Source organism: Spirosoma oryzae (genome assembly GCF_003002825.1).
GTDB lineage: Bacteria > Bacteroidota > Bacteroidia > Cytophagales > Spirosomataceae > Spirosoma > Spirosoma oryzae.
This window is the reverse complement of record NZ_PVTE01000005.1, coordinates 259,190-274,231: the sequence shown is the minus strand read 5'-3', so window position 1 is coordinate 274,231 and position 15,042 is coordinate 259,190. Positions and strand designations below refer to the sequence as shown.

General features: G+C 55.4%; 11 protein-coding genes. 2 read left to right on the top strand and 9 right to left on the bottom strand.

Translation table 11 applies throughout. From position 1 onward, the window contains the following. Positions 1–11: 11 nt before the first annotated feature. The 5 genes from CLV58_RS07645 to CLV58_RS07625 form a co-directional block, all read right to left on the bottom strand. Complete coding sequence (locus CLV58_RS07645; RefSeq protein ID WP_106137198.1) at positions 12–3,629, bottom strand: ABC transporter permease/M1 family aminopeptidase; 3,618 nt, start codon at positions 3,627–3,629, stop codon at positions 12–14. A 12-nt stretch (positions 3,630–3,641) separates the two neighbouring features. Then, entirely contained in the window at positions 3,642–4,571 is a 930-nt protein-coding gene (locus CLV58_RS07640; RefSeq protein WP_106137197.1) for an ABC transporter ATP-binding protein, read from the bottom strand. A gap of 149 nt (positions 4,572–4,720) precedes the next feature. After that, on the bottom strand, positions 4,721–4,936 hold the full coding sequence (locus CLV58_RS07635; RefSeq protein WP_106137196.1) for a hypothetical protein: 216 nt from the start codon (positions 4,934–4,936) through the stop codon (positions 4,721–4,723). Positions 4,937–5,044: 108 nt separating this feature from the next. Beyond that, a complete protein-coding gene (locus tag CLV58_RS07630) occupies positions 5,045–5,263 on the bottom strand; it encodes a hypothetical protein (RefSeq protein ID WP_146141386.1) in 219 nt (72 codons plus the stop codon). A gap of 229 nt (positions 5,264–5,492) precedes the next feature. Further along, positions 5,493–6,794, bottom strand: a complete 1,302-nt coding sequence (locus tag CLV58_RS07625; protein ID WP_106137194.1) for a type IX secretion system plug protein — start codon at positions 6,792–6,794, stop codon at positions 5,493–5,495. Between the two features lie 123 nt (positions 6,795–6,917). Here CLV58_RS07625 and CLV58_RS07620 point away from each other — a divergent pair, with 123 nt between their 5' ends. Beyond that, entirely contained in the window at positions 6,918–7,829 is a 912-nt protein-coding gene (locus tag CLV58_RS07620; RefSeq protein ID WP_106137193.1) for a bestrophin family protein, read from the top strand. 80 nt (positions 7,830–7,909) lie between these two features. After that, a complete protein-coding gene (locus CLV58_RS07615) occupies positions 7,910–8,644 on the top strand; it encodes a M15 family metallopeptidase (protein WP_106137192.1) in 735 nt (244 codons plus the stop codon). A gap of 50 nt (positions 8,645–8,694) precedes the next feature. Here the strand turns inward: CLV58_RS07615 and CLV58_RS07610 are convergent, their stop codons facing one another. The 4 genes from CLV58_RS07610 to CLV58_RS07595 form a co-directional block, all read right to left on the bottom strand. Then, entirely contained in the window at positions 8,695–10,638 is a 1,944-nt protein-coding gene (locus CLV58_RS07610; RefSeq protein ID WP_106137191.1) for an ABC-F family ATP-binding cassette domain-containing protein, read from the bottom strand. A gap of 242 nt (positions 10,639–10,880) precedes the next feature. Next, on the bottom strand, positions 10,881–11,996 hold the full coding sequence (locus CLV58_RS07605; RefSeq protein ID WP_106137190.1) for a Gfo/Idh/MocA family protein: 1,116 nt from the start codon (positions 11,994–11,996) through the stop codon (positions 10,881–10,883). A 186-nt stretch (positions 11,997–12,182) separates the two neighbouring features. Beyond that, entirely contained in the window at positions 12,183–13,529 is a 1,347-nt protein-coding gene (locus tag CLV58_RS07600) for a putative oxidoreductase C-terminal domain-containing protein (RefSeq protein WP_245882267.1), read from the bottom strand. A gap of 48 nt (positions 13,530–13,577) precedes the next feature. Then, complete coding sequence (locus CLV58_RS07595) at positions 13,578–14,990, bottom strand: Gfo/Idh/MocA family protein (protein ID WP_106137258.1); 1,413 nt, start codon at positions 14,988–14,990, stop codon at positions 13,578–13,580. Positions 14,991–15,042 lie beyond the last annotated feature (52 nt).

Here is a 15,042-nt window from a genome sequence, read left to right as displayed (position 1 = left end):
GTTTTTCGTTCTTACTCGATCGTCTTGACGTTATCGCGGGGGTGACGGTCGATGAGCAGGTTCAGCGGGTCGATACCGGCGCGATCAGGTTTTTGATCGACGCGTACCGTAAGTTGCTGCTTTGGCTTGGTGATGCGGTGTCGCTGGTAGTAAAGCAGCTTTTCGGTCGGGCTTCCCTTCGCCTTCGGCGCGTAGACCCCCACCCACATCCACTCGTTGAGCGGACGAGCTGATTCGTTCCCCAGGCTATCGGCCCGCACCTTTTCCGCCGAGATCGTCATGGTCACGTCGTACTGTTTGCCGACCGGCTTGACGGTAATACGATCCGTTTTGAGTTCGTAGAGCGTAATGGCGTTGACCCAGTCGTCGATCAGACCACGCAGGCTATCGGGCGTGACAGCGCGAATTTCGGCGGTCAGGTCGGCAGCCGTCGGATAGATGCCCGTCTGAGCCACCCGCGAGACATTCCACTTGTCGCGGTAGGTCCGCAGCGCCTGATTCAGTTTAGCCTCTCCGATCTGGTCCTGCAAGGCATAGAGCACGTGCGCGCCCTTGTTGTAGTGGATGTACGACTGATGCTCGGTCTGGCTGAGCGGCTGTTCCTTCTTGCTTTCGCCACGCCGACCGCTGAGGTAGTAGTCCAGTTCGTAGCCCAGAAACTCCTGCATCCGCTCTTTTGGATACTGTTGTTTCATCACCATCAGCGCGCTGTATTCAGCCAGCGATTCCGACAGCATGGCCCCACCTTTCACGTCGGCTTCCGTTACCTGATGCCCCCACCACTGGTGCGCCGTTTCGTGGGCCGTTACGAAGAACGGCATGTCAATGTCTTTGGCGTCGTCGATGTTGGCTACGAAGCCCATGTCTTCCCCAAACGGAATCGTGTTGGCAAATGACTGGGCGTAGCCCCGATAGCGCGGAAACTCCATGATGCGTAGCTGCCGGTGCTGATACGGACCGTAATTCTGCTGGTAGTAGTCCAGCGACGTCCGCATCGCCTTCATCATCCGGTCGAGGTTGCGGGTGTGACCGGGATGGTAGTAAATCTCCAGATTGACACCTTTGTAGTTCTCTTTCTTCACGACGTACTTTGCCGACACGACCGAATAGAAATTGGCCATTGGCGCGTCCATCTGGTAGCTGAAGAACCGGCGTGGTTTACCATCCGTCCCTTTACCCAGCCACTCCTTTTTCAGATAGCCCGGTGCGATCGCCACCTGATCGGGCGTGGTACCGATTGTCATAGCAAAGCGAACCTCGTCGGCATCATCGCCCATGACACTTTGCCGCAGACCAACGGGGTCGTTCTGCGCGCGCATCCGCTCCTTGGGTTTTAAGCCATTGTCTTTTCGCTTATCATCAGCACCCAGTTCGTACCCTTCGTCGTACCCGATGTTAGGAAAATACTGGTTCGTAAAAAACGTCCCGTTCTGCACGATATCGACGTTCTCCCGGCCGTTTTTGAATCCGCTGGTGTGGTAAAGCAGATCGAAATTCAGTTGCAGGCTGTCGCCGGGTTGCAGCGGCTGGTCGAGCTGATAGATGTGGTAGTCGAAGTCGTGTACGTAGCGATCATCGAAACGGCCCGGCCGCGACAGACTCAGTTGCTTTACCTGCATTTCGTCGGCGGGGTAGGTTTGCAGGTGAATCTGACGGATCGGCTGCGTTGTCTTGTTTTTCAACCAGTAATAGCCTTTCGCCGAGAAGTCGCGCACATCGGGATACAGTTCTACGTTGACGTTGATGTCGGTGATACGGGGCTGTGGCAGCGTAGCAAACTTCTTCAGCGTCGTCTCATAACGCGCCTGCTCGGCCTCGTTTTTCTTGCTGTTCTGGTAGTCGTGCAGCACATTGGTGTTATAGTAAATGTACGAGCCACTCGACAAGAAGACGATCAGCATGGCCAGCACGACCGTTAGCAGGGGGCGGGTTAATTGATGCCGACCGATGCGCAGCCGCAGTTTCAACAGTTCCTCCGAACCACGAACCGACAGCACCACCGCCCCGGCGAAGAGCAACACGCCAAACGCAGCCCAGTAGACGGTCGACCAGGAGAAGGGCGTGACGTTATGGCCAAAGCCGTTCATGTCGGAATACTGCCCCAGACTGGCATCGTCAAATAACAGCAGCCGGTGTTCGACACCCAGATAGGCCATAAGGCCCAGCACGACGAAAAACAGAATAACGATGGCGTGCCCGGCAAATTTATTGTTGACCAGTACGTGTACGAAGAAGCCGAGCAACATAAAAATCAGCAGGTTGAGCAAGGCCCCCACATAGAGTTCGGTGGCGTATACTGACCATTCGATCAGCGATGCCCCCCCTTTGATGACCTGCATCAATACACCCAGGCCAATGGCAACGGTCAGCGTCAGGAAAAAGGCCAGCGCCAGCCCCAGGTACTTACTTAGCAGCGATACCCAATTGGGTACGGGTAAGGCGTCGCTGATCTGGCTGATCCGCACGTCGCGCTCTTTCCAGATCAGATCGCCGACGTAGAGCACCATCAGAATGAACAGAAACAGCCCGGTGAAGATGTTCATCTTGCCCAGCATCACGTACGTCGTGGGCAGCGTCCGCGATCCGTACCACGCCCCTGCGTCGTCGAGGGCCAGAAACAGGAACATGCCAAGTCCGCCAATACTCAGCGCCAGAAACGGCAGGTCGTTGAGCACAACTTTCGCGTAGAACTGGGTCTGATGCCGGAGACTCGCCAGCCATGACAGCGTACCGAACTGACGGCTGACGCGCGGTAACGGCCGACGGAGTGCAGCCGCGCCGAGCGCCGTCTGTTCAGCTGCTTTACGCCGTTTGCCAGCCGGTCCGGCTGAATGTTCGTAGGAAAAGAAGGAATAGGTAACGCCCATTACCAGCAGCGCGACACCTAGCCAGATCAGCCGGTTGTAGAGTAACGTGTCGGTCAGCGTGATCAGTTGATTGTTCTGTTGTGCGATTGACCAGTATTGCGTCGTGTACGACAACGCCCGCAGACCAAAGATGTCGAAGAGGGCAGCCGTTTCCCGCCGGTCGATCTGCGCCATCAGCGTTCCCGACACCAGGTACAGCATCAGAAAAACCATTCCCTGCGTAAAGACCACCAGCATCTTCCGGCTTAGCGCACCTACCGCGAAGAAAATACTCCCCACGATAATTGCGTTCGGTATGATCAGCGTCAGGTACGGTTGCCAGTAGGTAGCAGCCCGAAACGGTAGCAGCCGGTCGGCATCGCGCCAGGGCATCCATTCGCCGATCATCATCCCCATCGGAATGGCCGTTAGCGTCAGAATCAGAATCGTCATCGCACCCAGATACCGACCCGTCAGGTACTCCCAGCGCCGGATGGGTTTCGTAAAAAACAACGCGTCGGTGCGGTGTTCGAAGTCGCGGACGACAGCCACGCCCATGATCGCCGACGTTATTAATACCCCGATTGTCAGGTACAGAATCAGGCTAAGCGTAGCAACGGGGCGCGTTCCGTTTTCTTTGACAGCCCCGCCGGACAAGCTGTCAATCAGATCAGTCGTAACAGCGCAGAAGCTGATGATCAGCAGGATCGCAAAATACAAATAGGTAGCCGGTCGGTTCCGCCGGTAGCGAAACTCGAAGCGAAAAATCGATAACCAATTCATGGTGTAGGGAGCTTAGTGGGCGGGGATAGGAACGGTTCGCTGGGCGTGATACCGGTTTTCGGCATCGGTAATTTCGGTAAAGTACACTTCTTCCAGACCGGCCTCGACCCGGACGAAACCGGGGCCCGGCTGCGACGTGGCGTACACGTACACCATCGGCTGACCCGCTACCATACGATCGTTGATAACGGCGTACATGCGATGCATCAGATCGAGGTCGCCGGGGGCTACGCTCTTTTTCCAGATTACACCCTGTACCATTTGCACTGCATCGAGCGGGTGTCCCGACAGCAGTACGTTACCTTTATTGATGATCGCCATCTGCGCACACAGTTCCTGTACGTCTTCCACGATGTGCGTCGAGAGAATAACGATGGCTTCCTGCCCTAGTCCGGCCAGCAGGTTCAGAAACCGGTTGCGCTCGGCGGGGTCGAGACCGGCCGTTGGTTCATCGACGATAATCAGTTTAGGGTTTCCCAGCAGCGCCTGTGCAATGCCAAACCGCTGCCGCATCCCACCCGAATAACCGCTCAGGTTTTTCTTGCGAGCCTCCCACAAATTGACCCGCTGGAGCAGCGTTTCAACCGTTTCTTTCCGCTCTTTACGGTTGTGAATACCCTTCAGCACGGCCAGGTGGTCGAGCAGCGTAACAGCGTCGATACGCGGGTAAACGCCGAAATCCTGCGGCAGGTAACCCAGCACTTTACGGAGTTCATCGGGTTGGGCCAGGACGTCGATATCCTGGCCCTCGACATCCTGCAACACGATTCGCCCCTGATCGGGTAACTGTAGCGTGGAAATGGTACGCATCAGCGATGACTTACCGGCTCCATTGGGGCCCAGCAGGCCAAACAGACCCGGTTCAATGGTCAACGAGATTCCGTTGAGCGCCTTGACACCGTTGTCGTAGGTTTTGGTCAGACCGTCGATCAGTAGGTTCATAGTGAAAAAGGGGAAGGTTCGTGAAAAACAAGTTATAGTGGATGGACAGCAGCGAAAAGCTGATACGAAACAACGGATACCGGCTCGCAGCAGAAATTTATTTCGACTAATGCCCGGATTTTTTCGACCAATATGGGCATTGACTTCGACTAATGCGTTGGCATGTCATCGCTATTTTCGTACCCATTGTCGATGCGAAACTGCTTCGTGGCACGGCTGGCCAGCAGAATGGCAGGAAAGCTGACAGCCGGAAAATACAGGAATGGTAGACCGAGGGCAGTGGGCAGAATTACCAACAGGATGGCTAAGCCAACCCGTATCCAGACAACCTTACTGATGATGACTGAGCCGATTCTGATGTTCATGATTAAGGGAGTTTTTGATAGAGACGCAATCCTTCGCGTCTCACCGCCGGATGGTTTATACTGACGATACAATTGCTGACGCGCGCTGAGACGCGAAGGGTCGCGTCTCTACAACGGACGTTCGTTTGCGATTTCTTTTCGGATGCCGCGTATCAATATCGGAAGAACGATGACGTAAATCGGTAGGAAGGAAAGCAACTTTACAGACTTACCCGCTTTCAGCGTTGCGACTGCTACCCCGATCGGTATGCCAGTCAGGAAAAAGATGAGAAACAGCTTAACCAGAGCCCGCTGATTCAGCACTGCGTTCCCAAGTTTAATTTTCATGGTGTTATCGTGTAGGGAGATTGAATAGCTTCCCAAATTATGCGATAACACATGGTAGTCAAAACTTATTTCGACCAATGCAGCCTGGCACTACACAAACGGTTTCCTGGCGACGACGAATGAACGGCGTACGGATTTTCGGACGCTTCACATTCTCCGCGACTTGGAAGCAGTAACTACCTGCGTGTAGTTGTACGCAAGTGGATAGGTTTCCCGATTCTCCTGACAATCACTTGCGTTTATTGACGCCCAGCCGCTGATACGCCACTAACTGATCGGCTCGGGCAGCCGGGGGGCGGTGATAGACAAAAACTTCGTAGTCGTTTTCGGTACCGGAGAAATCACCTTCGATCAGCGTTTCGTTGACCGTCGGGGGCGTCTGATTCGCGAGTAGTGCATAATCGTAGTTGTACACTCCCTGCTTGAGCAGGATAGCCGCCCGGTACGTACCCGTAGCGGGATCGAACGTCATACGATTGCGGTCGTTACGCTGCCAGAAATTGAAGGCCCCGTTGACATACACATCGCCCGACAGTTGCGGAGCGCGGAGCGTAAACACCGTTTCGATATAATCGGCGTTGACGTCGCCATTGCCCGTTTCGCGATGGTCGATCACGAACAGGCCGTTGAAGTCGTCACTTTGAATGTATGGCCCCTGACTCCGTGGCTGATCGACCTGTACATAAGCGATGTTGCGGTCGGCCGGGCGCTCGATACGGTCGATGTAGTTGGCGCGGGACAGGATGGTACGCGTATCGAAGAAGCGGTATTCGTTACCCCCCGGCATGGTATTGCTCAGGTCCGCAACATTGTATTGCAGCGTCTGGTCGAACGCCTGCACGTTAGTGGGTTTCAGGCCCCGAATTTCCCGATCGTCGCGGTAGTTCTGCCGGATCACGACCTTGAAATCATCCTGTGGCGAGATCACCTGATAGCCTTTGTAGCTGATGGCCAGATCGATCTGCTGATCGCTGAACTGTCGCGCCGGATCGACGGAAAAGCGGCCGGCCGCACTAACGCCGATACGATTCTGGTAGGTCGAAAATCGGCGCGTCAGGATGATGTTGGTTCGGTTACGTTCGTCGTAGACCACCAGCAGATAATTACCCGGCAGCTTCACGCGGGGTACCTGAAAGCGGTAGTGGTAATACTGAACCTTGGTATTGATCGACACCTGGTAATCCGTAATCGGCATGTCGTTGTATTCGTACGTAAACTCGATGTCGTTCAGCACCGATCGCTGCCAGTCGGCATTGCAGTGGATAAGCCGGGCGCGAAATGAACGGTAATCTGCCGTCAGGTCGTCGAATTCAAGTTGCAGCACCGTCGGCTCGTCCAGCGAAATAATGGGCGGGTTGAGAGTAAGGGCCGGATCAGACGGATTTGCACTGACCAACGGAAACAGCAGTGCCGTCTGCACGTTGGGATCGTAAATGTGATCGATCGTCGGGAGCGCGGGTGTCTGGGCACGGATGGCCGTAGACGTACCGAAAACAAACAAACCAATAAACAGAAGATAGAGAAATCGCATAAGTAGCGTTTGAGAACCTAACGTTACGAATAAAATCCGCATTGCTGTGTCTGTCAACTTTCGGAGCAGCTGACGGGTTGATAAACCAGGTCGACGTTCCGGCCATTTCGCCTTTACAGCCTTATGATTCCCTACGAGCCCAAGCAGTGGTTTAACCTGTTCACCCTCAAACGTAGCGACACCGCCCGCAAACTGGCCCCTTACATTCTGACGTTCGGCGCGTATGCACTCGGGATTGTGTTGCTCGAAAAACACGTACTGCACCTGAGCGACGAGTCGGTGCTGCGCAACGTCACTTTGTTACACACGCTGCTCGGCTTCGTCATTTCGATGCTGCTGGTATTTCGTACCAACACGGCCTACGACCGGTGGTGGGAAGGACGACGACTGTGGGGTTCACTTGTCAACAACAGCCGGAATCTGGGGCTGAAACTGCATCAGATGCTACCCCTTTCGGAAGTACAGGTCCGGCAGTTTTATCAGGCAGCCATTCCTAACTTTGCCCTTGTGTTGCGAAACCACCTGCGCGATCATATACGACCAGGTGATTTTGTCGACACACCCCTGTTGCGTTTCAATGACCTGCGCGCCGACGAACACCTGCCAAATCAGCTGGCGTCGGCTATGTTCGGGCAGGCGTTTGCGCTGGAACAGCGGGGTGTACTACGGCCGGAGCATCTGCTGGTGCTGAACTCCGAACTGCAATCGTTCATGGACATCTGCGGGGCCTGCGAGCGCATCAAGAAAACACCGATTCCGTACTCGTACAGTTCGTTCATCAAAAAATTCATCGTCAGCTACTGCCTGACGCTGCCCATTGGCTTTACCTTCAGCCTGCATTACCTGGTCGTGCCGTTCACCATGTTTGTATTCTACGTACTGGCGAGTCTGGAAATTCTGGCCGAAGAAGTGGAAAATCCGTTCGGCACCGACGAAAATGACCTGCCCCTCGACTCTATCTGCCAGACAATTTACAAAACGGTGCATCAAGGATTTGAGCACCCAACCCCAACCGTCCTGACGGGCAAGGCGTAGCGACACCTACAGAAATCTGGTTGTATTACGCCCTGAAATAGACGGACAGCGGCTACTTTTGAGCCACCACTCATTCCACTATGTTCCTACGTTTTTATCTTTTCGTCGCTCTGCTGGTGCTCACCTGTCAGGCCGTCGACGCACAACGGGCCAATCCGTACGGCCTTTCCATCATCAACGACGTTCCTGCTTTCCTCCGCACGGTTGAACTGGACAGCAACAAAGCGTTTGTCGAGATCACCGACTACGCACCAACCATCGCCCTCGACATCAAGTACGCGACGACGCAGAATGTGTTTTACACCCAGTTGTACAAACAGCCACGCGCCTACGTCCGGCTCCCGGTTGCTAAGGCACTGGCGGCTGTACAGACGGACCTGGCCAGCAAAGGCGTCGGGCTGAAAGTGTATGATGCGTACCGGCCGTACTCGGTTACCTGTCAGATGTTCGAGATGCTGCCCGATACCGTTTACATGGGACTGCCCCGGCAGGGAAGCCGTCATAACCGGGGCGTCGCGCTGGACCTGACACTCATCGACCTGAAAACGGGGAACGAGCTGCGCATGCCGACGCCCTTCGATGCGCTGGTCTATGCCTCCCACCCCAACTTCGACCGCCTGCCTGCCGACGTGATTCGCAATCGGGACCTCCTGAAAGCGACAATGCAGGCGCACGGTTTCACGGTCGACCCCGTCGAATGGTGGCATTACAACTACAAGACCAATACGACGTTCGAGCTGCTCGACCTTTCGTTCGACGAGATCGCCAAGACACTTCATCGACCGGCTACAAAACAACGTAGCCGCAGGCGCTAACCCACGGCTACGTAACTCTTTTTGGGAAGAAGCTGGCCTGACGCGTACGCTTACGCCAGCTTCTTCTCCCATTCTTCGGCGTCGAGCATGGCGGTTTCCCACTCATCCTGCAACTGCCCGATCTGCGCTTTCACCCGGCTGTACTCGTCGTTTTTGGCCTGCATCAGCTTGTCGTCGCCGTAGGTAGCCGGATCAGCCAGTTCGATTTCAAGCCGTTTTTTACGTTCCTCCAGCTGACCGATTTTCGTTTCCGACTCTTCGGCCTGCTGGTTCAGCTTCTTCAGGGTTTTCTGCCATTCCCGGCGCTCATCGTCGGAGCCGTTTTTCTTACCGTTGGTAGCCCCGTTCGTAGGCGCAGGCTTCGGTGGGGCGGGTGGTGCTTCGGCTTTACCGGCTTTGCGTTCCTCCATCCACCATTCGTATTCGTCGTACGTGCCGTGGTATTCCTTGATCTGCTCGTCTTCGATGTACCAGATTTTGTTGGCAATCTGCGATACGAAGTACCGGTCGTGGGAGACGACGACGTACGTGCCTTCGTACTGCTCCAGCGCCTGAATCAGGATGTTCACCGACTGCATGTCCAGGTGGTTGGTCGGCTCGTCAAGCAGCAGGAAGTTGGCTTGTGAAAGCAGCACCTTCGCCAGTGCCACGCGCGATTTTTCGCCCCCGGACAGGACTTTGATTTTCTTGAATACTTCGTCGTTGGAGAACAGGAAGCACCCCAGAACGCCCCGTAGTTCACCTTCGCTCTTGGTCGGGTTGGCATGTTTCAACTCATCGAGCAGGGTGTCTTCTACGCTTAGCGACTCAAGCTGGTGCTGGGCGTAGAAGCTAAACGATACGTTGTGCCCCAGCTGCCGGTTGCCTTCGTTGACAGGTTCAGAACCCGAAATAATTCGCAGCAGCGTCGACTTACCGCGCCCGTTGGCACCGATCAGCGCCACTTTATCGCCCCGCTCAAGCCGGATGTCTGCTTTGGTCAGAATTTTTTTCGGACCATACGCTTTCGTAACATCGTCCAGGTGCAGGATATGGCGGCCCGGCTGGGTCGAGAACTGAAACTTGAAGTTTACCCGCGCTGACTCATCGATCACGTCATCGACGCGTTCCATGCGCGCCAGTTGCTTCACCCGGCTTTGGGCCTGCTTGGCTTTTGTGGCCTGGGCTTTGAAACGTTCGATGAAGCGTTCGGTCTGCCGGATTTTAGCCTGCTGATTCTCGTAAGCGCCTTTCTGGATTTCGTTGCGCAGCGCCTTTTCTTCCAGGTAGAACGAGTAGTTACCCGCGTAGTAGTTCAGCTTACCGTTCGCCACTTCAACCGTCACGTCGATGACGTTGTCGAGGAATTCGCGGTCGTGGGAAACGACGATAACGGCACCTTCGTAGGTCTGAATGTATTTTTCCACCCACTGAATCGAGGGCAGGTCAAGGTGGTTGGTCGGCTCGTCAAGCATGAGCAGCGACGGCTTTTGCAACAGCAGTTTCGCCAGCATCACGCGCATCCGCCAACCCCCCGAAAACTGCCGGAGCGGCTTTTGCAGATCGTCGGTCGAGAAGCCAAGCCCCTCCATGATTTCCTCTGCCTTCGACTGTACCGAGTAGCCGTCGAGGGCTTCGAACTCCTCCTGCAACTTACCCAGCTTGTCGACCAGTTCGTCTTTGTAGTCAGTCTCCATTTCGTGGAGCACCTCGTCGATCTGCTTCTGAAGCTTGTTCTGCCGCTCAAACGCCTGCATGGCTACCGACAGAATCGAATCTTCGGTCTGATACGACAGCAGATCCTGATTGAGGAAGCCCAGCGTTACGTCGCCCGCTTTGGAGATCGTACCGCCATCGGCCTGGTATTCACCGTTGATAATCCGCAGCAGCGTCGATTTGCCCGTACCGTTGAGACCGATCAGACCGATTTTCTGGTTTGGCTTTATGTGCAGCGACGCGTTTTCGTAGAGCGCCCGACTGCCGAGATAATACGATAGGTTGGTAATGGAAATCATAGCACAAAGTTACCAGAAAGTAAACCGATCTGTATGGGTTTAAATTCCGGTAGTTTTGTGGGGTTAACGTTTGTGGTTTGAGGTTTAATGTTGGCTGGCGCGTTTGTAGCCCAGACCTCTAGGTCTGGTAGCCGCCAGGCTAACTTATGCAGGCGGTAGCTTTTTGGGTCGCTATCCCGCCTGCTTGGACCTGGAGGTTCAGTCTACACACGCATTAACTTTAAACGCTTAAACCAAAAACATCAAACCTTCAGTTTGACCACTTCAGCCCGCTTCTGGGCTTTCAGGGCTAGCTCGGTGGCCAGGAAACAGTGCGCCTGCGACATTGCCGTTTCGGTCCGGTTCAGCACGTCATCGACCAGTTGCTGTCCGTACGGCAGGGGCACGTCGGCGCAGTCGATGTAGCGCGTTTCTTTCTGGTTGACCAGATACAGGTGATTACCCTTGTCGCTTTTGGTGATGTCGATGTTCTTGCGAATTTCGATATAGCCATCCGTTCCCAGAATGGTCAATCGTCCGTCGCCCCACGTTTTCAACCCCTCCGGTGAAAACCAGTCGACGCGGACGTAACCCATTCCGCCGTTGCCGCGCACCATTACGTCGCCGAAATCCTCGAACTGCGGATGCTGCGGATAGTGCACGTTACCCACCTCCGACGCAACCACGTCGGCTTTGGTTGAACCGGTGAAATACAGGAACTGGTCGAACTGATGCGAACCAATGTCGCAGAGGATACCGCCAAACTGCTTTTTGTCGAAAAACCAGTCCGGGCGGGACATCAGGGCTATGCGGTGCGGCCCCAGCCCGATCGTCTGAATCACCTTACCGATGGCACCCTCTTTCACAAGTTCGCCCGCTTTCACCGTCGCCCGGTTTTCGAACCGTTCGCTGTACATGATCGAGTAGATGCGCTTTGTCTCGCGCTGCACCTTCCGCACCTCGGCCAGTTGATCGAGCGTCGTGATACCGGGCTTGTCGGACATATAATCTTTTCCAGCCCGCATCACGCGGATACCTAGCGGAGCCCGGTCGACGGGGATACCGGCGCTCACTACCAGTTGAATCGACTTGTCGTCCAGAATTTCCTGCTCACTACGGGCCTGTTTCGCCTGCGGATAGCGTTTGGCAAAGGCAGCGGCCAGATCCGGCTCTTTGGCGTAGAACGAAGTCAGTTCGCCCCCACCCCGAATTACGGCTTCAACCTGTCCGTAAATGTGCCCGTGGTTCAGTCCGACAGCGGCAAATTTGATTCGATTCGCTCCACGCAGATCAGGCTGTACAGCCGCCTGCGCAACAGTCGACAAGGCAGGTAGCGCCACCAGTCCGGCGGCAGCAGTCAGGAAATTACGTCGTTCCATATACAAAAGAGTGAATGAGTGATTGAGTGAATGAGTAACGATCAGGAGCAGATGAGCAGATTACCTGGTTAAACCCCGGTGCAATTAGTAATAATAACAGTAGCTAACCCTGTCTTCACTCGCGCCGGGTTTCAACCCGGCGATCAGCTACAGATGCCTTACTTTCGCTCCGCCCGGCGGCCCGGTTTATCTCCGCCCTGTAGCCCGGTTTCGCTCTTTCACCATTGATAATGCCTGCGTTGTGGTGTAGTACTTCGCCAGCATGTTGGGGACTTCCCAGGCGGGGAGCTTACCGGCGTTCAGGTAGTCGAGGTATTTTTCCATGACCCGCCCGAAATGCGCTTCGTGCCCTTCGTTGTACTTCTCGGGTACCGTTACCTGCCAGCCCGTCGGCGTTTTGCTCAGGTCGATACCGGGGAATTCGCGTTGAACGACGGGCAAGGCCGCTTGCAGATCACTGTCGAGTTTGGTGTTCCCGACGATTGGTTCGATGTACAGCATCGGCTTATAGCGCTGCTCGGCACCCTGCTTGATAACCAGATTCGCTTTGGTGCCGCGCATGATCGAGTAGTGCGTATCGCCCCCGCCTTCGGGCGCTTTGTAGGACCACGTCACCGCTACCCGCGCGTTGATGCCGCGCAGTTGGTAGTTGATTTCGCCGTTGCTGAATACCCGTAATACACTGTCGCCGACGACGTCTTTTTTCAGGTAATCAGGAAAGGTCGACAGTTTCGTAATGGCCTTGAACTGATTCCGGTTCATGGTCGTCGGCCAGTGTCGCGCGGAGGTAAGCCGTACGTCGCGTTTGTAGTCGAGAATCTGCTCCGGGAAGCAAGCCCATTGCACCAGATCGACCAGGTGCGTCGTCACGTCGACGATCCCCTCGCCCTGCTGATCGACGTCCATAAACCAGGCCGGGCGGGTCAGGATACTGCCCGACACGTTTTTGTAGAAGTGGTGAACACTTTCCTTGACCACCGCCGGGTTGTCGGGCGTACCCTTCACCAGCGTACCAAACAGGCCCGGTTGCCGCGAAAACGCCCGCTGCAACTGCGTCGTGATCTCGTAGCGTTCGGTCATGATGTCGTACAGTAGTACCTTCTTCGCAGCCGCCGTCGCAAAAGCTTCTTTCAGTTTGTCGAACGCAGCCGCCTGAATCACCATCGGCTTATCGGCCAGCACGTTGAATCCGCCCGCCACGCTTTTCAGGATGTAATCGGTTTTGAGCCGGTTGTTGCCCGCCATCACGACTACGTTCCCCGCTTTCTCCGCCAGCATTTTTTCGAGAAAATCCGGGCCAGTGTACACCTGTTCGTCCCAGTGCGTCGGGTTCTCCGCCCGGTTGTTGTAGCCTTTGATCCGGTCGAGGTGTTGCTGTAGATCCGGGCCAGCAGGGGCATAGACCCGCACTGTTTTATCGACGTTCGGATAATCAGATTTCTGGACCAGTGCCGCGTGGAAGTGGCCGGGGTCGAGGGTAATCAGCCGGATGGGTTCAGGCAGATGATACGCCATCAGACAAAGCGACAGCATGACTGTGCCGATAATAAAACGATACTGCATACGGTGAGATGAAATGACTTAACGTGAACTGGCGACGGCTTTGATCGCGTATTCGTTGCGCTGCGGACGCGACAGCATGGCGTTGGCTTCCGCATCGTTTTTGAACTGCTCTTTTTTCGGGTCCCAGTACAGTCGCCGGTTGAGTTTCATAGCGGCATGATGCAGCAGACAGGCCGTACACGACCGATGCCCCACCTCGACCGGCGCAATCGGCTCTTTCCGGCTGACGATACTTTCCAGCCAGTTACCGTGGTGCTCGTTGCTAACGGGCAGGTGAATCTCATTCGGCCCGATCTTCGAGGTTAGCAGCTTTGGGTCGCTGGCGTCGAGCTTTTTAGCCGCCTGTTGTTTCGCCGTCGGGTCACTGGCCGTAACGGCTGCGTCGCCCCGCGACACGAAAACCCAGCCCTCCGTTCCTTCGAAGCGAATACCGTTCGGAATCTCGTTGCTGACGACCATGTGCACACCATTATCATACAGCGCTTCCGTACGAAAAATACCGTGTACGTCCCATAGACCCGATTTCGGGAAGTCAGCCTTGCCCCATATTTCGACGGGGCCGGTATGTTCGGTGTCCATCGCCCAGTGGGCGCAGTCGATGTGGTGTGCGCCCCAGCCGGTAATCATACCCGCCCCAAACTGTTCGCAACGCAGCCAGCCCGGCCGGTCGTAACCCATTTGTGGATGCACCCGCTTTTCGGTATAGTACACGTCGGGCGTGGTACCGAGCCACATATCGTAGTTCAGGTTTTTCGGCACCGGCATCTGCGGTTCCTCATCGCCCGACGGATCGCCCGGCAGGCCGACATATACCGTTTTAAGCTGTCCGATGCGGCCGTTGCGAATCAGTTCGGCTGCGTAGCGAAACTGGGGCGACGATCGCTGCTGACTGCCCACCTGCACGATTCGGCCCGTTTGCTTCACGGCGTCGGCCATCATACGGCCCTCGGCAATGGTTAGCGAAGCCGGTTTCTGCATGTACACGTCTTTCTTCGCCCGAACTGCATCAATGACAATCGGCGCGTGCCAGTGATCGGGCGTGCTGACGATTACCGCGTCGATGTCTTTGTTTGTCAGCAGGTCGCGGTAGTCGGTGTAGACCCGTACCCCGTCGTAATCCTTTCCTGATTTCTTCGCGTAATACTCGTTGACCAGCCGTTTGGCATCCTCAGCCCGTTGACTGTCGAGGTCACAGACGGCCATGATGCGGGCGTTGTCGTACTGCCACACGCCGGGCATGTCGTGCCCCCGGGAGATGCGTCCCGTCCCGATGGCCGCGACATTGATCCGGTTGCTGGGTGCGTTTTTACCAAATACCGACGCCGGAACGATCGTCGGAAATCCACTGATGAGGGCAGACGATGCCAGTGTTCCTTTCGCGGCTACGTCGAGAAAAGCCCGGCGGCTTAGGGTAGTTGATTGCTGTGTCATGCGGCTAAAAGACAGCGACATAAAGAATCTAATGCTATTCATGTAACCGATT

Excerpts from the sequence above, each read along its gene's own strand:
- CLV58_RS07635 (WP_106137196.1), bottom strand. The coding sequence starts at position 4,936 with ATGAACATCAGAATCGGCTCAGTCATCATCAGTAAGGTTGTCTGGATA.
- CLV58_RS07600 (WP_245882267.1), bottom strand. The coding sequence starts at position 13,529 with ATGCTGTCGCTTTGTCTGATGGCGTATCATCTGCCTGAACCCATCCGG.
- CLV58_RS07615 (WP_106137192.1), top strand. The coding sequence starts at position 7,910 with ATGTTCCTACGTTTTTATCTTTTCGTCGCTCTGCTGGTGCTCACCTGT.
- CLV58_RS07610 (WP_106137191.1), bottom strand. The coding sequence starts at position 10,638 with ATGATTTCCATTACCAACCTATCGTATTATCTCGGCAGTCGGGCGCTC.
- CLV58_RS07605 (WP_106137190.1), bottom strand. The coding sequence starts at position 11,996 with ATGGAACGACGTAATTTCCTGACTGCTGCCGCCGGACTGGTGGCGCTA.
- CLV58_RS07595 (WP_106137258.1), bottom strand. The coding sequence starts at position 14,990 with ATGACACAGCAATCAACTACCCTAAGCCGCCGGGCTTTTCTCGACGTA.
- CLV58_RS07620 (WP_106137193.1), top strand. The coding sequence starts at position 6,918 with ATGATTCCCTACGAGCCCAAGCAGTGGTTTAACCTGTTCACCCTCAAA.
- CLV58_RS07640 (WP_106137197.1), bottom strand. The coding sequence starts at position 4,571 with ATGAACCTACTGATCGACGGTCTGACCAAAACCTACGACAACGGTGTC.
- CLV58_RS07645 (WP_106137198.1), bottom strand. The coding sequence starts at position 3,629 with ATGAATTGGTTATCGATTTTTCGCTTCGAGTTTCGCTACCGGCGGAAC.
- CLV58_RS07630 (WP_146141386.1), bottom strand. The coding sequence starts at position 5,263 with ATGAAAATTAAACTTGGGAACGCAGTGCTGAATCAGCGGGCTCTGGTT.
- CLV58_RS07625 (WP_106137194.1), bottom strand. The coding sequence starts at position 6,794 with ATGCGATTTCTCTATCTTCTGTTTATTGGTTTGTTTGTTTTCGGTACG.